Genomic DNA, 21,577 nt, shown 5'->3' with positions numbered 1-21,577 from the left:
CGTATCAAGATCCCGTTTGCTCGCCTTCTAAACAATTTCAAAGTCGTTTCCTATCTAGATGGCACCAACACGAGAAAAGTCACTTAGTGAACGCGAGTTTGAATTACTGTTAGAAGGAGCAGGACGTATCGACGAGCCCGTTCAACGACTCGAATCGCGGGCTGCGATTCTAATCGGTGGACGTCTCGGACTAAGACCCGGTGAGACGACACATCTGAGTTCATCGTGGATCGATCACGAGCGACAAATGATCCGCATTCCCGAGCACCACGCTTGCACCAAAGGGAGAGATGGTGGCCTCTGTGGATATTGTCGGCAGGCAATCGAACAACGCCTACGACATGATCCAGATAGTAGATTCGAAGATTTTGCGGACCTGTATTGGCTTCCAAAAACAGACGCAGCTGCTCGAACAGTACCGTTTCATTTTTCGTATCGGGTCCGAGTCGCGATCGATCTCCTGATTACGGAACACGGTGGCTGGCCGTACTCCTTCTCAACATTACAACGAAGATTGAATACCGCCCTTGATCTCGCTCCACGTCTTTCCAGAAACGCAACTTCATTACACGGTCTTCGAGCGACAGCAGCCTCCTACCACGCCAGCAGAGGGTTAGAATTGGCAGCACTCCGAGCTATGTTCGGTTGGGAGGACATCGCTACAGCTCGGCAATATCTCAACGTAGATGGGGCGATGACTCGACGAGCGCTCAACAATATTCACTAATGCGAGTTGGTCAGTGAGCTGTATTCAGAATATGCGTTTCTATGGCTTCGGTCCTTCTTTTTTAAGTATATTGTATTTCTCAAGCACTGTGTCGAAGTAGTCTTCAGTCATAATTCGGGGGTTTGAGACCCTGTGGAAATCCTTAAGTACAAATTGAACTTCCATATGTTCAAGACCGTAAGCGTGGAATGCCGCAGCGTCAATTTCGGCCTGGATGTCACGCCTTGCTTCTTCAGTCGTTGCAGGATCAATTCCTCCGAGACGGTCGCGCATTTCGGCGAATTCATCACCGTAGCAACTCAGCTGAGCAGCCCGTTCGGAAATGTAGTGGAACCAATTATCATCCTCAGAAAGATCGGGCATCTGTGATTCCTTGAACTTATACATGACAATACCGGTGTCCACCTTAGTTCTAAGCAAGTAATCAAGCGGGATCGAGTTGAGAAGCCCGAGCTTAGCGAACAGTTCCTCGTCAGAGAACATCCGGGTATAGAAGTTATGAAGTGGGCTTTCTGAGAGTCCCTCCTCGTAGGGCTGAATCAGGTAGCTAGGGATAGTCAGCAATGTGTTGTGACAAACGATGCCCTTAGGTAACACCGAGGCGATGAGTGTCCGCTCATTAGTGGAGTTCGTAATTCGACGAATACCGATTCGATATTCAGTGGAATCCAGAAGTACGTCATTCTCGGTGAGTGGTTCCCCACGATGTTGCTCCAATAGGCCATTGACGAATCCTTTCTGAGACCCCGTGCCATCAAATGCTTCATAGATAGCGGATTTGAGATCGCGAACAGTCTTCTCCCGCATTCGTTGCTTGGCACTTCGCTCTGGGTCGTCATCTTCTTCGACACTCCAAAATTCGGGTTCCTGTACGTCTGTTATGAATTCCGGAGTATAGGAATATTGGTAAATATTCTTACCACCGTAGACAGGGTAATCGGCTTCTGATTTATCCACGAAACGGTCTGCATCACTTGTACGACGGAGTCCCTGATACGGCTCCATATATCCAGTCGGAGCGCCCTTTGGAGCGATGGGTGGGTTATCTATAATCGATTCGAGAACACTGAGTTTTTGCTCCGATTCAATATATGGGAAGATACCTGCTTCTGGAGAGTACGATTCAAGCACCTCCCGTGGAATCCGGATTGCTTTTTCATCGAAGTTATCGAAGATTGAAAGATCGCCTGCTTCATATCTCCCAGAAACATATTCTGTCGAACCACTATTCCTGAACACTACTACGCCGAACTTGTATCTATCATCAACCTGCTTGAAGATCCCGTGATTCTCGAAGATTGTCAGTACATCCAGAGTCGTGTTATTCAACAGGTGGGTTCGCAGGTCTTTACCAGATGCTCCATTAAAAACTGCACCAGGGAGAATCTGAGCGACACGAGAAGAGTCACCAGCAAGCTTGAAAACGCGCTCAAAAAATAGAGATGAAAGATCATTCGTACTGGGATTGACTCGCCCGTCAATTACAGGACGCTGTAGGTCATATGCAGGCGTGTTCTTGAAGTATTCTGCGCGAAGTTCCATTTCATCCTGATATTCCTGCCACCCCTCAGCGATATCATCATCTTCTAGAAGCTCTTCTTGGACTCTATCTTTGTCGTCGGGTAGTCGTGTTCGAAACGTCTCATCGTATTTGGAGAAATAGTCGTCACGAAGCGGCTTGATACGATCCCATGGAGGGTTTCCGATGACAACATCGAATCCACCGTCTTCGTACACAGGAGCGAACTCCAATACCCAGTGAAATGGACTAAATTCCTGTAGTTTCTCTTCATCAACTTCGTCAAGCCCCGCAGCGTGGAATTGGTCTAATACTTTTTCATTCAATTCCTGGCTATGAGAATCAACTAGCGATTCAGCAACCTGGCGTGCATTTTGCGCCTCAGCGGTACTAGTGGCCTTTTGATGGCGTCTGATCGCGTTGATTACATCCTCATATAACTCCTGTACACCAGTTCCGACACCGCCGCCCCAATTGGTGAGGGATGCATCGCCGTCGTCAGTTACTTCTACTAAATTTGTGAACCCGACAAGGGAATTTCCTTGTCGGATATTGAAGTCAATGTTCGGTAGCGGCTCGACCTCATGTGGCTCATCTTCAAGATCCGCGACCATTGAGAGCCACAATCGAAGTTTGCAGATTTCGACAGCCCCTTCATCAATGTCTACCCCTCAGTAATCACGATAGGTTAGTCATCATAACGCAATTATGGGGATATAGCTCAGCTGCAATACCGAACCTCAGATAGGATAGCCAAACTGGATTAATCAATTGAGATGGGTTCTGTGGGAAAAGACTTCGTGAGAACTCTACTGAATCGTTGCTATCCGTACATTCATTACGTTATGATTTCTTCAATGATCCATGGCTCTCCAGCAAATCACCGCGACCCATATCGCGAGCTGGGACTCTCTACAGGATATCGCTGACTCGTTTGAGAAACGTGGACTGAAACCCCGTCCGAATCTCGGGGAGGACAACGAACTTGTCCTCCAACTAGCCGATGACGAATTCGTCGTACTCGTCAACGCCGGCCCTGGTGAATCAGCGACCGAGTTCAAACCAGACAACCGTTCCCGACACACGAACCTTGTCGCCACGAAAGATTTCAATGAGTTTACCTTTCTCACCCGAACGCGCAGTTGGGAAGGTCAGCAGCACGGTCGAATCAAGCACCAGAAAATATCGTTCACCAAAGAACAGTTCACAAGAGATAGTGGAGAAAAGAACACCGTTCTGAAGAAGCTCAATTCAATCGAATACGGTTCCCCAGCTGCGATTTACGATACGCTGTACGATACGCAACAAGTAGTCAAAGAATTTTACGAGGAGTTCGAAGACCTCCGCACCGATCTCGTTCAGGAAGTTTCCGGTATCCCAAGTGACCGGGGCGATGCGAAGCAACGCTACGTGCAAGTTATCCTTGATCGGATGATTTTCCTGTACTTCATACAGGAAAAGCGCCTGCTAGACCGGAACCCAAACTACCTTCACGAACAGCCTAGCGAGGTAGTGGCTGACGGCGAAGACCGTTACGAAAACTTCTATCAGCTGCTGTTCTTCGACTACCTTGCAGAAGACAAGCAGAATCCCGACTTCGGGAGCCTCCCGTACTTGAACGGTGGACTGTTCGCCAAGAACCCTGTTGAGGAAGAATTCCCGGACGCAAAGCTTGGTGAATCAGCTCAGGAGACGAACGAGCTCTTCAACGAGATCTTGAATTTCTTGTCGGGGTGGAACTGGAATGTGGACGAACGGCTTGATATCGTTGATCCGAAGAACCTCTCGCCTGCTATTCTCGGGCATATCTTCGAACAGACGGTCAACCAGAAAGAGATGGGCGCGTACTACACCCCTGAGGAGATTACCGGCTTCATGTCTCGCCGGACGATTCACCCGTACCTGCTTGACCAACTCAATGACGCCGTAGATGCTGAATACAACGAAATTGACGACGTATTCGGGTTCCCGAGTGTAGAATCCGGTAGTAGTGAAGTGGCGTTAGCAGATGGCGGAACGATGACTCAGCAGGTACCCACTGAGAACGTAGACACGAAGCACGTCGAAACGCTGTATCACGACATACTGAAAGAGGCGCACGTCCTTGATCCAGCAGTTGGTAGTGGTGCGTTTTTGCTCGCTGCACAGGATGTGTTGGTGGATATCTATATGCAGTGTCTCGAGTACTTCCAGCAACTCGAAAGTGAAGGTAAGGGGTGGGAGTTAGATTCCCGCACACGTGATGAGATAGAAGAGGTCAATAAAGGACAGGGAGGGCCCTCGCTATACGCGAAGCGGACAGTTATTCTGAATAATCTCTACGGGGTAGACATTGATGAAGGGGCTGTCGAAATCTGCAAACTTCGATTGTGGCTCTCAATGGTCGCGGATATCGAAGACGAGCCACACGAGGTCGAACCGCTGCCGAATATCGATTTTAACATACGCCAGGGGAATACACTCATTGGGTTCACGGATGTCGAAGAAGTAGCCACTGAGAGTGGGGATGCATCTCTTTCGAACTACGGGGGTGGCGCTGGGACTGGTATCAAAGAGATGTACGAAGGGGTGATCGGAGCCATTGAACGTCACCAAGATGCGACAAGCTCTAAAGTCGCTACAAATGCAAGGAAGCTGGCAGAATCACGAATCGGTTCCCACAGTGAGAAACTGAATGAAAAAATCCTCGACCAGTTCCACGATGCTGGTATCGAGAAGGTTGATGAAAAGATGCTAGAAGAATATCACCCGTTCCATTGGGTGATTGAATTTCCTACAATCTATCGGGATGGTGGGTTCGACATCATCATCGGAAATCCACCCTGGGACGTACTCACACCGGATCGAAGTCACTTCTTCCCCAAGTACGACGAGAGATTCAGAACCCGACCACCAAGTGAAAAAGACCGAAAAGAGGAGGAGCTTCTATCGAATCCTGACATCGCAGCCGAGTATGAAGAATTCAAGAAAAATATGCAGATTCGGTCTGATTATTATAACTCATCAGACCAGTATGAACTACAGAAACCCACTGTCAGTGGTCAGACCGTTGCCACTGAAACGGACCTTTCACTCCTGTTTTTTGAGCGAGTTACCCAATTAGCTGGAGACCAATCATATGTTACCCAGATTATGCCGGGTAATTTTTTCCTTGGAGCGACAGCCAAGGACCTTCGGGAGTATATTATCAATAAAACTGAATTGGAGCACTTTGTCCAGTTTGAAAATAAAGGAATTTTCAACAATGTGGATGACCGCTATCATTTTGCTATCTGTACTTTTCGAAACTCTGGCTCCACGGACATAGTAAACGGCGGCTTTGCAAGCGGAGATACCTCCATTCTTGTCAATTTCGATAACATTTCAATTGATATCCCATCAGAAGTTCTTGCTGAATACTCACCTGAATCACGTATCTTCCCCTTCTTCCGGTCACAAGAATTGATCGACTCGCTGTCTAAATTCGTAGACCACCCTCCAATTGGAGAGAAAGTAGGAGACGATTGGTTTGTCTCTCTGTACATGAAGGAGCTTGACCGGGCAAATGACTCCAATCTCCTCATAGAACAACCAGAGGACGGCGATTACCCAATCTACGAGGGAAAGAATATGCACCAGTTCGCCTATGATGACACCTCCGTCTTCAACATTAACCCGATATCTCTATGGGGAGTGGACGAAGGCGATCCAGACCGAAGTGCGAAACACAGAGTTCGGATGAAGAACTTCCGATCACGTGATCCTGATGCAAGTTTGAAAAAGGCGATCTACAACAAATTCGATGGATCAGGCTCGCAGAAGTCGTTCGTCAACGATCTGCTTGAGCAACATGGTCGACCAGAACTATCAAAGGAAGATGTGCTGCTTGACTGCACGAAGTACCGAATCGCTATTCGAAAGATTACGAATAGCACCAATGAACGGACATTAATCGCGGGGGTCATTCCAAAGGACACCGTCACTGTACACAGCATCGCCACAGTCCGCCCCCATGTTGTGGAACCAACAGAGGATGATCTCGGTAATTACCCGATGCACAGCGCCTACGAAAAGGTGTTTACCGATGAGGAATTATTCGTCGTTCTTGGATTATTGAATAGCATCCCAATCGACTACCTGATGAGGACAAAGATCGACACCAATATCGTCCAATACAAACTTAATGAGACGCAACTTCCTCGACTCACTGCCGGTGACAACTGGTTCAATTGGATTTCTCAGCGTGCGGCGAGACTGAATTGCTATGGAGACGAATTCTCCGAAATGCGCGACCGCCTCGGCGGTATTGATCCAGCTACTGATGCAGAAAAACGCCGGGAGTTACAAGCGGAGATCGACGCTGCTGCATTCCATGCCTATGGGATGAATGAAGAAGAGACAAGGTTCATACTCAATGATTTTTACCAGGTAGACAATCCAAAGCTAATGGATGATCCCTATTTCGATCTCGTGTTTGAGAAGTACTCCGAGTTAGATGAAGAGGGGCCTTACCCGTAGGTCCCCTCACTACAGGTTACCGAACTTAGTCAGGTTCCGATAACGCCCCAACACATTAGTCTGGCCTGTACCTCGCTTTCGCCTACGAGTTTAGCTTGGTACTCTGTTGAACTTTCTACGTTTTCTTCAAGGAAGAGTTCAAGCTGCTTCAAGAATTCTACAGGGGGCCACTCAGGGAACGAGTCATACTGATCGTTATGCCGAAATGTATTCCGAAGAATTCGGTCTTCGTCAGTATTTGCTAACTTCACATCTTGAAGCGTCTCACGAAGGTCACTAGCCCACTCTTCAAGGGTCTCGTAGTCATCTCTCTGAACAGGCATCTCACCGTGGTTTGGCTGTAGGTAGTGAGCAATAAAATCGAGGATAGTCTCTTGCTCTTTCGAGAATGCCTCCCCCTGCTTGAATGCACCTTCGACTTGCCCTTCTCGAATCGCTTCCAAACGGTCATCGAGAACATCCTGGATTGTCTCACGGTTTGACAGCACGTTCTCAGCGTCTCCAGTGATCGGTTCACCACCTACCGATGGATCAATCTTGAGTGTACCAACAGGACGCTCCTTGACGTCGTCAGTGAACGGTTTGTAGTAGAACCCCCGACGAACACGCCCAAGTGGTGGGTTGTGATCTTCGTCATCAAACCAGAGGTGAGCAAGAGCAAACACGCCGGGCCGTGGCCCTACATCGTGGTCGGTTACGTTCGTGTACAGGCGTTCGCGCTCCTCTGGGGCCTCTTCGAAGTAGTCTGCCGCGTATTCGAAGTCGTCTTCTGAAAGTCCGAAGTCCTCGTTCAGTTCCTTCTTGAGTAAGAATCGCTCGTAGGCCGCGTGTTCGTTACTCCCCGCATTTCGAAGGAGAGGATTCTTACTCGTGTCATCAAGCTCGTTCACGTCATCGATTTCTCGGGACTTCTGAAGCGAGTCTTCGATCTCATCCACCTGAAGTTCACCAATCGTCTTTTCGGTGTCGACACCCGTCTTCTCCAGGATCTGGTCCTCATTCGGGTCTAGAATATTGTTCTCTTTCCCGACGATGAGCGCGATGTCGTTGATCTTTGCCTGCAGCCGCTTCAGGAGCTTAATCGCAGCTTCGATATCTCCATCAGGATAAAAGTTGTGGACGTACTTCTCCTCAGTACTCCCGATCCGGTCGATACGCCCCACACGCTGAACGATCCGCATCGGATTCCACGGAAGGTCAAACGAAATTTGAACTGCGACGTCCTGGAGATTGACCCCCTCGGATAGGGTATCGGTTGCCACGACGTACTGTAGTTCCGATTCACCGGACTCAGCTAGCGTTTGCTGATACCCCGAGGCCTCCGGTGCAAATCGCTTGATAACGTCTTGTTTGTTGTCGTCACCACCTTTGACGACGGCACTATTCGCCTCTGTTACCGGGGAGTCAGGGTTGTTGAGGAGCGTTCGATGAACGTAGTCCGCGGTAGCACGGTACTGGGTGAAGACGAGGACCTTCTCGTCATCGTATCCATTGAGTACGTCCGCGAGCCGCTCAACCTTCGGGTCACGAAACTCCCGTAACGAGAATACCGCCTCATAGAACTCTCTCGTCGCCTCATCAACGTCAGTCAGGTCACTTTGCGGGTAGAGGATCGGGTTTAATTCCTCTTCGGGGACGTCCGGAAGGACACCGACATTGTGGTCGTGAAGCCACTGCCGTGTCGAAACAGCTTGATCGCTTACATCGCCAGAATCCTGTGCGATATCGCCGATGAACTGCGACAAGAAGTAGGCCAGAAGCGTCAAGTCCTCTCGAATGTAGGTCTTCACCTCACCGATTGTCGCATCCGTCAATTCGTCTGGAGTATCACTCTCAGAGTCCTCATCGGCACGAACAGCGGTCGTATCGAAGCCGAACTCTTCCAGTGTCTGTTCGAGATCTTCAGCGGCATCACTCCCCTCCACAAAGTCATCAAGCGTCTCAGTTTCTTCGTCGTCCTGTGCCGCGCGCAGCATATCGATCTGCTCGTCTTCAGGAAGCCCATCGAGAAGACCGAGAAGTTGCCTTTCACTCTGATGGAGGGTTTCAATGGACTGTACAAACGCGTACGTCGAAGACTCCAGACGCTTGAGCAGATTCAGCTTGTATAACGCTTTCAGTGTGCCACCTGCTTTCGGGTTCTTCACCGTGATATGCGGGAGATGAAGCGCGTCCATTACGTCCGGCAACATTCGGTATACGGGCTGGTACGCCGCCGGGAGCGAGTATTGCTCCTTGCTTAGCGTTGGGGGCTTGAAGCTCATCTCGAAGTCCTCCCCATCTTGGATCTGGTCTTTGACGTGCTTCCGCGTTCGAAGCACCATCACTTCGTTCAGAATCTTCGAGATCTCCTCCGAGTGCCGCTGGAGTTGCTCGGTTATTTTCCGTAGGTCTTCCTCACTGGCTTCCTCCTTGCCAGCAGCGATCTTCTTCCGAGACTCCGAAAGCTCGATGTACTCCTCGAAGGCATCGAAATCCAGCGACGCCTTGTTCCGTAGTTCCTCAGGACTAGTGAACAGACTAATGAGGTTCTCTAAGTCGGTCGCAGAATTATTGATCGGGGTTGCTGTCAGCATGATCATTGTCTTCCCGCGGAGCTGTCGCAGATTCGCATGTCGACGGGTTCCCTTGTAATCGTCCTCGTCATCGGGGTCCGGCCTCCACTTGCCGTGGTTCCGGAAGCGATGGGCTTCGTCAATGAGTACGACATCGAATCTGTCTTTGAGGTCCTTTACCTCCTCGTACGCGAGATTCTGGAACTTGCTAATACTCATGACCTCTAAGTGGGTCCCATCAACTTCGAGACCGAAGTACGGATTGCCGTCTTCATCAGTATCGTCTTGAAGAAGGTCTTCCCACTGTTCGGTGAGGTTCGCAGGTACGATGAGGAGGCAGTGATCTCCTCGTTGACGATAGTCGTGGAGAAGCTCACCGCCAATGAACGATTTTCCGAGCCCGACGGAGTCAGAGATGATACAGCCGTTGAACTGAGAGAGTTTCTCCTTCGCGCTTTCGTATCCGAGTGTCTGGAAATAGTACAGCGGGCTATCCCGGATGTTGACGTTCCCGCTCAGTTCGTCGTATGCGAGAATTTTGTACAGCTCGAACGGTTCAATATACGTGCCTAAGTCATCAGGCGTTTCCTCATCGTCTGATTCCTCTTCCTGTTGTTCCTGCCAGTCCTGGTACTTGTCACTGTTCTCGATGATCCGGATGATCTCTTCACTGAAGTCCTCGGCATTCGCCCACTGGTTATCGTACCAGTCTTCGAACGCCTCAGCTTCAGGACGATCTTGACTCGTAAGATTTAGTTCGATATTGTTTCGGTGGCCACTCGCGGTGAAGTTTGAGGACCCGACAATCGTCGCACAGGGACGGGTATCCGTATCGTCGTCAGTTGCCCAGTCATCATCGTCCTGTGGCGCTCTAAATGAGGCTCCTTTGGCGTGGAAGTAGCCGTTCTCTGGATTTCGCACACGGACGCTAACCTTGTTTTCAGCTATGAAATCTCGCAGCCGGTCCAACCGTCCTAACTGTGCGTTGTTGAGCTCGTCAATGCTCTCTTCGACCTCATCTCTGAGTTCGTCACGTAGGCTTTGTCCTTCTCCGATTTCATCTGCTGTACTCTGATTCGTTTGTCGCCCCATCAATATACGAAGGGGCGCGTGACCAAGTTCGTCTGGGTCAGCGAGTTGTTCGAGATCTTCGCGATACAGATCGAATCCAGAAAGGTAGAAGTAGCCGGTAGCGATTCGTGCTTCTTCGATTTGTGGAATAATCTTCCTGTAGACATCTTCGACAGTCCGGTTGGCGTTGTCGACGAGGGGAGGGAGAGAAATCATCGTGTTGCCGAATGTATCCCTCAAGGTGACTTAGTGTTTGGTGAGAAAACTGAAGTCCATCTATCGGCTTCCCATTGACAGAATTATGTGGTGGTAGTGAGCAAGTCCGGTTGAGACCGAATTAATGAATGATCGGGATTGGAGAGAAGGGCTCTCAGCGTGGGCTCATTCCCTCATAGTTCGATCTGTCCTCCTTACGCTAACCGCGGCCGCGGTAGTTGCGCCACGGACTTCCTTCCTCAATCGGACTGTTGAGTTCGAGAAAGACATCTACGAACGGACGGAGTACCTCCGGGAGCAAGAATGACGGATCACCAGTACGAGGAAGGTGACCGCGTCCGAATCGATATCCCTGACAAGACGGATCCAGACTACGACCGGCTCCACGGACGCTACGGCGAGATTATCGCTATCTTCGAGGACGATGCCGGCTTCGTCACGGGCGATACTCGCGATGCTGTGCTGTATCGTGTTCAGCTGGAGGATGGAACGAAAACTGATGTCCGTTGGCGGGACCTCCGGCCATTCTGAGGTATTGTTCTAACGTTATCCCGGAAGTTCCTGGAAGCCTGGGTTTTCCGCAAAATAAATCGCGTTGCAACGCGGGAATCACCACAGACAGAACGGGCTAATTGAATCGTTTCCGGAAACGACCCGGTTACGTTTTTAGTACTAGCCGGAAACCAGTCTATCAAGCAAAGATGATCCGCGATGCTCGTGTTCTCCGTGCCGGGTTCGTCCCCTCGGGAAGTTGAGCATCACGACGCCGAAGTCAACCACCTCTCCAGCGTCCTCGAGCCCATCACGAACGGGGAGCTCGCTGACACCGCCATCGTCACTGGACCCAGCGGGGCCGGCAAGACGTGCATCTCGCAATTCGTCACCGAACGCCTACGTGAGGAGGTGCTCGACGTCGAGGCCACCTACGTCAACTGCTGGCGTAACTACACCCGATTTCGGACGCTCTACCAGATCCTCGACGATCTCGGCGCGACCATCGACATCCACCGGCAGTCGACGCCGCATGACGAACTCGTTGATCGCCTCCAGTAGCATGACGGCCCGCGAACCGTCGTCATCCTTGATGAGGTCGACCAACTCGAAGATCCCAGCGTCATCTACGATCTCCACAGCCTCCCGCAGTTCGCGATTATCTGCATCGCGAACAAGGAAGAGGAACTGTTCAGCCGCGTCGACGACCGCCTTGTGAGTCGGCTCCGTTCGAGCGAGCACGTCCGGATGGACAAGTACCACGACGAGCAGCTATACGATATCCTGAGTGCTCGGGCGAAGTGGGGCCTCGACGAGGATGTCATCACCGACGACCAGCTCTACCGGATCGCCGACGCGGCCGCCGGCGACGCCCGCCTCGCAATCGGCATCCTCCGAACGGCCGCCGGCAATGCAGATCGCGAGAACCACGAGCGCATCACCGACGACATCCTCCTGGACGCCGCCGAGGATGCCCGGGCCCAGATCAAGCAGAAGAGCCTCGATTCACTCACGCCGCACCAGCGCGTCGTCTACGACATCGTTCGTGAGCACGGCCCGCTCGGCCCGAGCGAGATTCACGAGCGCTATACCGAGGACCTCGATGATCCACGGACCAAGCGAACCGTTCGGGCATATCTGTCAAAGATGACTCAATACAACCTCCTCGAGGCCGAAGGCACGAGCCGGGATCGAGAATACGCGATCATTGAGTCACCGCCTGCTGCAACAACCACTTAACACGTTCCAGAATATCGATACACTATGACCACGCTCCCCACACTGTTCGAGACCTTCCTGTCGGACATCCGCCCACAGGACGAGCACAATGATGCCTACAAGGAGGGCCACGAAACTCTCCGCGATCACTTGCAGAACGACGACGACATCGACGAATTCTACGTGGCAGATTTCCTCCAAGGGAGCTATCGCCGGTGGACGGCACTCAGACCGCAGGAAGACGAGAAATCCGACGTTGACGTTGTCTTTGTCTCTGATCTCAGCAGTGACCTTGATACCGACGTAGCGCTGGAGAAATGCGAACCGTTCCTGAAGGAACACTATGAGGGGCAGTGGGAACCAAATGCGCATTCCTACAAAATCGAGGAAGAGGAGGTGGAGATCGATCTCGTCTTGACAGCGGCACCCAGCGAGGGAACACGCGAAGCCGTCAAATCACTGAGTTCATTGGACGTTGGCACAGCCCTGAGTCCGAACGACCTTTCGACCGTGGCGGAGGCCCTCAATATGTCGGCAGATGGCGACGACGAGTGGAAGGACGAACCGCTCAAGATCCCACATCGAGATGAGAACGAGTGGGAGAATACCCATCCCCTCGCGACTATCGCCTTCACCGTGAATAAGAACGATATCACGGATGGCCACTACGTGAACGTCGTCAAAGCCATCAAATGGTGGCGGCGAACGAAGACACCGGACGTCGAAGGACCGACAAGCTATCCCCTCGAGCACATCGTTGGTCAGTGCTGTCCAGATGATATCGACAGCGTCGCTGAAGGCGTGACAAGGACGCTCGAAGAACTTACACGGCAGTTCAAGACCGAAGCAATGGCCGAGGAAACCCCCGTCTTGCCGGCTCACGGGCTCCCGGAAACCCCCGAGAATGACGTCCTCAAACAAATCGACGGGGACGATTTCGCGGCGTTCTACAATGAGGCCGAGGATGCCGCAGCGCTCGCGCGGACAGCACTGGATGAGGAGGACAAAGAAACATCGAGGGATTACTGGTACCAGCTCTTCGGCGAGAAATTCCCTCCATTCGGAAGCGACGACGATTCTGACGATGGAGGGGAGAAAGCCATGTCAGTAGGGTCGTCCTCACAGGTAGAGGATCCATCTGATCACCAGTTCGCCGAGTCGGACAGCTGATATAATAAATGCCACCCCAAGAAATTACAGAAGCCGTCACAGCCATTGCCGAACGGGACGGAGTCACCGTCCTCAAAGAGCCATATCGACACGATAGCAACGGACGGTGGATCGTCAAGATCAGGCTTTCACCAGACGACTTAGAACCCCATCCGGACGTGCCACGCGAGACGGACTGGTATCTCCATCTACGGGATACGTACCCCGCCGGTTCAATTGGGATCTACCCTGCGGATCAAGAAGAGAACACCATTACCGCCACATTCCCCCACCAGAAGCTGAACGTGGCTGGGAGCGACGATACCCCGTGGCGACGAGGCGATATCTGTGTTGCTCGGTATGGGCACACCCTCAGTCAAACGGGAGCCACCGGCGAACCCAGCACAAGCCGTGATCGGCTCTGTTGGCATACGGACCGAGCACTGCGGTGGTTGAGTAATGCTGCGAAAGGGGAACTCCGGGAACCAGACGAACCGTTTGAAATCCCGGCCTTCGATACGAACTCGGCTTCGGCCCCAACCATCGCATTCAACGAGACGCAGGAGTCGTTCTCAGACTGGAGAGAGATGTATGGACAGTGGGGGACAGTCAATCTCCGCTCGTTGCCAACTGCTGAAGAGACATACGCGACTGGTACGTTCAAAGATAGCGACGATGAAGTCGTCTATCAGCCACAATGGGGCGGATACGTCGATTCGAATCCTGATGACTCCGTTTCCGGGGCGTGGGCACTATTAGAAGAGATGCCGATTGAACCCCCGTGGGAGGCCCCGGAGACGTGGGAAGATTTGGGAGGGTTTTTCGAGGGTACCGAGACCGACCCGTACGAACTACGGGCGAATATCAAGCCCGTCTTGGACGATGAACCGGTCAAGGCCCTTCTAATTGGATTCCCCATCCCAGCAACGGTTGACGGCGACCCCGAGATCATCTATTGGCAACCAATCGAGATACAGGAGTTCAAGGACCCGAATGACCTCTCGGGCGGATTTCGAGATACTGGAAAGGGGCCAGAGATAGCCGAACGGCGGGGAGCCGGAGAGGAACAGATTCGGTGGCTGGACTCGGACAACTGGTCGCATGAGCAACTCACCAGACGCGGACATATGACGGAGTGGTTTCTGGATCGCAACATCGTGCTCATCGGAGCGGGAGCGCTCGGCAGTATGGTTGCCGAGAACCTCGTTCGAGCCGGCTGTCAGCAGCTTACCATCGTCGACAATGATACGTATGAGATCGGGAACGTTGCTCGCCACACACTAACAATCGATGGGGTGGGACGAAACAAGGCGACAGCAATCGCGGACCGGCTTGAATCAATTGCACCGTACGCCCAGGTCCTTGATGTGGATAGCGCCTTTCCACCGAGCGGTGAGCTGCCGGAGCCAATTAGAGAAGCGGAGGTAGTAATTGACTGTACCGCGTCACGGGGAGTTCGGCGCGCTCTTGATGCGATTAGATGGAATCACCCGGTCGTGTTTTGCTCTGCGGCTATGGGTCGACAAGCGAACCGGTTGTTCTGCTTCACAGCTTACTCACATACCTTTCCGTACAGCGATTACAACGAGGCGTTCGATCCATGGCGGTTGCAAGAACAGATCGAATGGGACGAAGACGAGGATGCCATCCCCGAACGAGTCGGCTGCTGGCACCCAGCATCAGTTATCCGAACGGACCGGGTGATGACGTGGGCAGGGACAGTGACACGACTTCTCGATCAGGCGACGTCATTGAGCCTGCGCGAGAATCACTTCACCGTGCTCGAGACCGGTAGTGGCGACGAACTGCCGACCATTTCACAGGCCACACCTCCCTTCCAGGACGGAACAATATGGCGAGCACCGGAATCACCAATCACCGTCCAAATTCCGGCCACATGTCTTGAAGCGATGTATGATCGCTGTCGCGAAGAACACCCCTGTGAGACGGGTGGTATTCTGGCTGGAACCGACCGTCTCGATGGACCAGCACTGGTGGTTAATGCCCGCGACCCACCCCGAGACTCCATTCAAGAGCCAACTCGATTCCTCCGCGGAACCGACAAAGTCGAGGAGTGGCTCAAAGATGCCAGGGAGAGCATCGGCATCGACTATCTCGGTGAATGGCACTACCATCCCGGCGCTTCACCCAATCTCAGCCGGGACGATCGAACTGCGATGAATGAAATCGCCAACGACGACGGCTACGACTGTCCGCATCCGCTCCTCTTCATCGTCGGTCAGGACGAAGAAGGTCAATTCACGATTAACGCCTATCTATTCCACGATAGTAAGGAATACGAGCAGTTAGAACGGATTGACAACCCAGATGCAGCTACAACTCTCAACGTCGGTGATGATATATGACTGATCCAACTGGCCGTGTATTTCTCAGCTATAAGCACGAACAGACGGACGTCGCCAATTTCCTGCAAACGGAACTGGAGCGACACGGGGTGCCGATTTGGCGGGATATCTTCGATTTGAAGCCGGAGCCACTCAGAGACGAAATCATCGACCAGTTGGAGAACCCGGAAACGGCCAGTGGTATTGCGCTCGTCAGTGAGGGCGTAGCCGACTCCGACATCATTCTTAACGACGAGTTGCCGGGATTCAACAAGCGCTGGGATGGGGATGACGAGTTTTTCGTGGTCGTTGTGCCATGTCCCGATGTCAGCGTTGGAGAAGCCAAATCGATACTCAACGAGGCACCGATCCTCCACGACTTCTCCGCCTGGAAAATGCTCCCCTTGGAGGAGACCACGTCTGACAAAGCTACAGAAATCGTCCAGACCGTCTTATCAGAGCGGATCGAGCGGATAGATGGGTATTTACCGGACGGTGAGCCTCTCGAATGTTCACTTGATACCTACGAATCGCCGGCTCACAATATCGATCCAGCGATTGCTATCGACTGGTCAAGATCGTTCGAACATGGTCCACCATCCCAAGAAGAATGGAACCAGCGTCTACTCCCGGCGTTAACCACGGTAACGGACAGTCTCATTCAAAACGCATCGGGCCGCCCCCTCCGATTCCGTGGCCGAACGCATCTTCCCGCTGCGTTCGCGGCCGGTTACTGTCTCCCAACCACACGTCGTATCCAAGCAACGTGGATGCAACCCACCAGCCCTGCCGGGATGACAGAATGGACACTCGATATCGACCAAGAGGAAAGCGGGTTAGAAGGAGATCTCCAGCGACAACCGAATCACGGAACCGAGCTTGCGGTGCTCGTCAACATCGCAGCCGATGTGCAACCGGAGATCGACCAGATGCATAACGACCTTCCGGATTTCAACGGTATTCTCAGATTGACACCGGAAGATGGACCTGGTGTGGAATTGTCCCCGGCACAGGCAGCCCATGCTGCAGGTGTTTTCCGTACCAAGGTACGAGACGCAATCAAAGAACTGCCAAAAACATCGACAATTCATCTCTTCATAGCTGGCCCGATGGGGCTCGCCTTTCTCTTCGGGCGAAACTCAAACACTCTTAGACCGATCCAGACCTACCTCTACAGCAAAGACGAGGGTCGGTACTATCCTGCTGGTCGATTACAGAATCAGTCACTTTCGGACGGCTCAGACACCGCCTCAGAAGAGCAATAGCAAATCAGTGCCCATTGCCAGGAGAGCATCGACTCGATCATGTCGCACCAGCGCGTCGTCTACGAGGTGATTATAGCACTGGTAGGTCGTGTTTTGTTGACCGAGAGCATGCACCCCCGTGATTTATTACTGCAGGAGCGATTATGTACTACTATGAGCGCAAAGGGCCAGCTCCGTCGGTTCGAGAACAGGGCGCAGTTGCTGCGCCATATCTCTGAGGAGACCGGCACGGACATCGACACGCTTTGGGACGAGTACGAAGCCCAAGTCGAATAGAGCCCTTTGCAGTTTTTGACGCGTGGGCGACGACACTGATCTCGACGTATCGTTCGAAATAGACGCAGAGACAGTCTCTCTGAGCCCTATCGGGGAATATCAGGTTCTCGATCTGGAAGGCCCGGTCGTCATCGTTGGAGATGCATCGTACCGCGTTGTTCCGGTCGGTGAAGACTCAGACGCGTCAGAAGATGTTCGGGAACTTAGCGTCGACGAGATACGTGCTGCACTCAGCGAACTCGCTGACAACGACGACTTTCAGTCAATCGTAGACAATTGTCCGACGAATACGCCGCTCGTCTACGACGACATCGATTATTTGACTCGCCATCTCCCCACAAGTTCGCTCCAGAAGTGCCAGAAGCTGAGTGAGAGCACCCCTTTCGAGAAGGAATTACTCCTCCAAGTTGCCTACGTAGAACGCCAAAACTCTCTCGTCGGACATTCAGACAACGTCCTCGAGTATTATCTCGAACAGCGTGCTGAAATCGCTGAAAAACTCCGGTCCACCGACGAGATCGACAGCGACATTGAGCGGTCATTCTTTTCGTATCTCCTCCTCGCCTCGGCACTCATCGAAGAGCTGACAACAGAAACAGTCCTCAACGAACTCTTTCGCGAGGAAGCTCGTCTCGACAGCATCACAGAGCACGTTCGGAGTATGGGGCACGCGAAGCGATTAGAGAAACTCTGTGATATCCAAATACTGACCGGAGGTGACCATGGGTCGCTTGTCGAGGTCAAAGAACGCAGAAACAACCTCGTCCACGACGCGCAGAAGCGTGCAGGCCTTGACGAACTCGAATCGCGTCGTGAAGTCGCACAGATCCTCGAACAGACTGATCGATGTGCGTCCGTACTACTGACGATCTCGGGAAAGAACATCGAGTCAGTCATCGCGAAGCGAGGGTGTGATCCCTATATCGAACACGCTCAATCTGAGGCTGTCGCCGACACAATCACGACCTGGGAACAGGAGTATCCAGAGCGCCTATCGAGACTTCACGACTGTGAAAGAGCAACCATCGAAGAGATTCGCTGGGATACCGAAGAGAGTGACCCTGGGAACAACATCACGGAGGGATTCACGTTTGATGGATTTGATGACGAAGAGCTGTATGAGATATTAATGGAGTTCGTCGGTGCTGCCTCACAGGCGTTCCTCGACCGGATTGATGCTGATGCAAACGAGAGCAATCTCGATCGCTTCGATTTCGCAGTGATGGTGCTGCTCTGTGCTAGTCACAGGTACGAGGAGATTGCCCGGTGGCTGGATACCGACGAAAAGTATGTCCAGCGGAAGGAGAACGTGATAGCCTGGAGAGCTTCGCAGTTCGAGAAGGATTTAGTAGAAGAGATCCCCCGCCCAGAGGGCCCAACATGGCCATCGGACACGGCATCAGATGATCAGGATAGGTGCTAGCCCGATAACAGACGGGTCATCGTCGCATAGGACGTGATGCTCACTCAGCGGAAGGCACACATGGATCAGACCAAGCGTAAGCATCTCGAAGACCGCCTCACGGCAGAAGGTGTCATCCGAGATCGAGAGTACTCGCTCGTCGATTCGGAAGCGGCGTCGCCGATGCAGTGACCGTGACTCCGTCACCGATCAGGAACTGACCTCGCCGAGGCCCGATTGCTCGTGGTCAACGGCTCGATGACCTGGGATCGTCGTTGCCGGGGTTGTTGACCCGCGTCGAGATCTCATAGGCGTCCAGATCGTCCTTCAGGTAAGGCTGGCACAGTTCTTGCGGGTGTCCGGATCTGCGGCGAGCTAGTCAGATTCCACGTCCTGCGGGAGGACAACCGGCATCCGGTCGTAGATTGAGTTCATCAAGTTGTTCGGCTCCGTCGTGAGAATCGTGACGCACGAGATCGTCTCGCCGTCGCCCTCCCAGACGTCCCAGAGCCCGGCCATCGCGAACGCGGGGTCGTCCTCGCGGTGAATCCGATAGGGCTGTTTCGACCCGCTGTTTGGCGATTTCCACTCGTGGAATCCTGACGAGAGGACCAGACTGGGGCGAGATTTCCACGCCCGCCTGAACGCGCTCTTCTCATCGGCAGTCTCGGAGCGAGCGTTGATGATGCCCTCCTCGAACTCGTCCGCCCAGAATGGAATCAACCCCCAGAGGTAGGCGTCGATCTCGTCTGAAGTCTCGTTCGTGATGATGTAGAGGTCGCAGCCAGGCGCGATGTTGTATCGGGGTGTGTACCCGCCGTCTGCGACGACCTCGGCGTCGAAGCGGGCCTCAAGGTCTGCTTGGTCGATTGAAGAGCGAGTTCCGGCCACACAGACCGAGGAGTTCGGAGGGAAGCATCTTGAACGTAGTTGCACATTTCGCCGTTAACCAACAGGTTGCCCCGGTGAGCCTGAGCTGTTGGTTAATGTGGGGTAGCTACAGAATTTGGCTGTATCTACGGTTTGTTCGTAGAGGACGTCTCCAAGAAGACCCACTAGCATCATCAAAAGAGTATCTCCGAGAGACTCGTGAAAGATAGATCTCAAACAACCGAACGGCCGGGGTGCTGTTGTCATCGCTCATCTCTACGGTCACTAGGAGAGTCGTTACAATATGTCGTTTAGAAATGCAAGGAGAATGCCCCGGGCTTGGTCCCGAGTCGATTCACACCCCCCACTACTTCCGGAGTAAATACTGCTTTCAGGGCCCTTAAGCAGAGAATCCACTTCATTCAGGTTTAGCAGCGTTCTACGGAACTAGAGGTTGAAATCAAAAGACATCGACCCGTCTGACGCACGTCATACCATCGGTTCCGATGTTTCCGTAGTTTCCGATGAAGAGATAGTATATAAGCGAACACCCCCCACCGCTTCCGATGAAACAAGGTAAACAACCACGGGTTGGGTGACCTGTGGAACTCTCGCTGCCTTCTGTTTAGAGTCGCTTCTGGAGATCAGCGATTACAGGCTCCATTCTTCCATCAGCACGGAGATGAGATACGACAGAATGAGCATCGATTGACACAGAGTACTCCTTGTACCGGCCCTCTTGTCTGCCAGTATTTCTAGTTCGCTCATCAAGAAGTGTTTGCATCGAAAGGTCGCCGAGATGATCGCGAAGTCGACGTTGACTAACAGGCTCTGCATCTGCAAGAGAAGCGTATCGTTTGTACCGAGAGTAGACGTCCTTGTTCCGGGCAGGAGTCTTATTTTCAAGATGGAGTGACAGCGTTGCTGCCAGCACAAGTTTTCCTTGCGTCGTTAATTTAGAGACACTTGTCGTGATGAGATCCTGCTCAAGTTCATCTTGGGCGGTTTGGACATGGTCTTCAGTGACTTGTGTCGCATTTTCTTTTTTCGCGATATTGCCCGCTTCACGGAGTAACGTTAACGCCTGACGGGCGTCACCAATATCCTGGGCAGCGAATGCAGCGCACAGTGGGATGACGCCATCAGTCAGGACGCCCTCTTGGAAGGCTTGATCTGCACGTGCATACAGAATTTCACGAAGTTGATTGGCGTCGTATGGTGGAAAGAGGAGTTCCTGCTGAGCAAGACTTGACTTGACCTTCTGGCGGAGATTATCTTTGAACTTGAGATCGTTAGAGATACCAATGACAGTAACTCGGACATTCTCGATCCGTCCGTTTGCTCGTGCTCTCGGGAGTTCGTAGAGGAGCTTGTCGTCTGACTGGAGGTTGTCAACCTCGTCAAGGACAATAACAATGTGTCCGCCGAGTGCATCTAGCTCTCGATACATCATCTGGTACATATCCTCAGCAGGATAACCCGTTGGACGGATATGGTTTTCCGGCTCTCGAAGAGAGTTGATAATTGATGCAGCCAATTGGTACGATGTATTGGTGTTCTCACACAGTACCCAGACAGTCGTCAAGTCAACATCTCTGTATTTTTTGACGTCTGTCTTGAGGTGGTTGAGCAGATATTTCGTCGAGACCGTTTTGCCGACACCTGTTTTCCCATAGAGAAGAATAGATTTGGTTGGTTGGCCGTCCATTATCGGCTGGAGAGCATTCTTGTAACTCTCGAGTTCACTGTTCCGACCAAGAATATTCTCGGGGACGTACTCCTCAGACAAGACGCGGGGGTCATCGAATATCCCTGTCGAGGGGGTGAAGACTGGCATCTATTGACGTGATATGTCTAATGAGTCATAAAACCACGGCTTCCGAAGCTTCCGTAGTTTCCGGAGCTCGGTGTTTGTTTAAATAGTTTAAGTGAACCCCCTCCCCCCACTGTTTCCGGAGAAAACGACTCGAACGAT

At 52.3% G+C, this 21,577-nt stretch carries 11 protein-coding genes and 2 pseudogenes; 9 read left to right on the top strand and 4 right to left on the bottom strand.

What is annotated here, in order from left to right; genetic code table 11:
* The first annotated feature begins 58 nt into the window (after positions 1 to 58).
* Positions 59 to 727, top strand: a complete 669-nt coding sequence (locus NDI65_RS22235; protein ID WP_082256404.1) for a tyrosine-type recombinase/integrase — start codon at positions 59 to 61, stop codon at positions 725 to 727.
* A 39-nt stretch (positions 728 to 766) separates the two neighbouring features.
* Here NDI65_RS22235 and NDI65_RS20325 read toward each other — a convergent pair whose 3' ends face one another.
* Positions 767 to 2,860 carry a type II restriction endonuclease subunit M gene (locus tag NDI65_RS20325; protein WP_052367976.1) on the bottom strand — a complete coding sequence of 698 codons (2,094 nt, stop codon included), beginning with the start codon at positions 2,858 to 2,860 and terminating at the stop codon, positions 767 to 769.
* A 250-nt stretch (positions 2,861 to 3,110) separates the two neighbouring features.
* Between NDI65_RS20325 and NDI65_RS20320 the strand changes: the two genes are divergently transcribed.
* Positions 3,111 to 6,743: a DNA methyltransferase gene (locus NDI65_RS20320; RefSeq protein ID WP_310894204.1), complete on the top strand. Its 3,633-nt coding sequence runs from the start codon at positions 3,111 to 3,113 to the stop codon at positions 6,741 to 6,743.
* Between the two features lie 29 nt (positions 6,744 to 6,772).
* Here NDI65_RS20320 and NDI65_RS20315 read toward each other — a convergent pair whose 3' ends face one another.
* Positions 6,773 to 10,585: a helicase-related protein gene (locus tag NDI65_RS20315; RefSeq protein WP_042664162.1), complete on the bottom strand. Its 3,813-nt coding sequence runs from the start codon at positions 10,583 to 10,585 to the stop codon at positions 6,773 to 6,775.
* A gap of 303 nt (positions 10,586 to 10,888) precedes the next feature.
* Here NDI65_RS20315 and NDI65_RS20310 point away from each other — a divergent pair, with 303 nt between their 5' ends.
* The 7 genes and pseudogenes from NDI65_RS20310 (at position 10,889) to NDI65_RS20280 (ending at position 18,753) form a co-directional block, all read left to right on the top strand.
* Positions 10,889 to 11,116: a hypothetical protein gene (locus tag NDI65_RS20310; protein ID WP_042664165.1), complete on the top strand. Its 228-nt coding sequence runs from the start codon at positions 10,889 to 10,891 to the stop codon at positions 11,114 to 11,116.
* A gap of 170 nt (positions 11,117 to 11,286) precedes the next feature.
* Positions 11,287 to 12,316: pseudogene (locus tag NDI65_RS20305) on the top strand (Cdc6/Cdc18 family protein).
* 24 nt (positions 12,317 to 12,340) lie between these two features.
* Positions 12,341 to 13,465 (top strand): hypothetical protein, encoded by a 1,125-nt coding sequence (locus tag NDI65_RS20300; RefSeq protein WP_042664167.1) that lies wholly within the window; start codon positions 12,341 to 12,343, stop codon positions 13,463 to 13,465.
* An 8-nt stretch (positions 13,466 to 13,473) separates the two neighbouring features.
* Positions 13,474 to 15,810 (top strand): ThiF family adenylyltransferase, encoded by a 2,337-nt coding sequence (locus NDI65_RS20295; protein ID WP_310894203.1) that lies wholly within the window; start codon positions 13,474 to 13,476, stop codon positions 15,808 to 15,810.
* On the top strand, positions 15,807 to 17,054 hold the full coding sequence (locus tag NDI65_RS20290) for an SAVED domain-containing protein (protein ID WP_310894202.1): 1,248 nt from the start codon (positions 15,807 to 15,809) through the stop codon (positions 17,052 to 17,054). Before NDI65_RS20295 ends, NDI65_RS20290 begins: the two co-directional genes overlap by 4 nt.
* Before the next feature lie 153 nt (positions 17,055 to 17,207).
* A complete protein-coding gene (locus NDI65_RS20285; protein ID WP_008528531.1) occupies positions 17,208 to 17,330 on the top strand; it encodes a hypothetical protein in 123 nt (40 codons plus the stop codon).
* Positions 17,331 to 17,352: 22 nt separating this feature from the next.
* The gene (locus NDI65_RS20280; RefSeq protein WP_042664171.1) at positions 17,353 to 18,753 is read left to right on the top strand and encodes a hypothetical protein; all 1,401 of its coding nucleotides are present in this window, start codon (positions 17,353 to 17,355) and stop codon (positions 18,751 to 18,753) included.
* A gap of 189 nt (positions 18,754 to 18,942) precedes the next feature.
* Here the strand turns inward: NDI65_RS20280 and NDI65_RS20275 are convergent.
* Together NDI65_RS20275 and NDI65_RS20270 are read right to left on the bottom strand one after the other, a co-directional pair.
* Positions 18,943 to 19,627 (bottom strand): annotated as a pseudogene (locus NDI65_RS20275) (SOS response-associated peptidase).
* A gap of 600 nt (positions 19,628 to 20,227) precedes the next feature.
* Positions 20,228 to 21,439, bottom strand: coding sequence for an orc1/cdc6 family replication initiation protein (locus NDI65_RS20270; RefSeq protein WP_042664173.1), 1,212 nt, complete (start codon positions 21,437 to 21,439; stop codon positions 20,228 to 20,230).
* Between the last annotated feature and the right edge of the window lie 138 nt (positions 21,440 to 21,577).

The organism is Haloferax sp. S2CR25 (assembly GCF_031624535.1).
Taxonomy (GTDB): domain Archaea; phylum Halobacteriota; class Halobacteria; order Halobacteriales; family Haloferacaceae; genus Haloferax; species Haloferax massiliensis.
The sequence above is the reverse complement of the archived record's forward strand: the minus strand, read 5'-3'. Positions and strand labels throughout refer to the sequence as shown.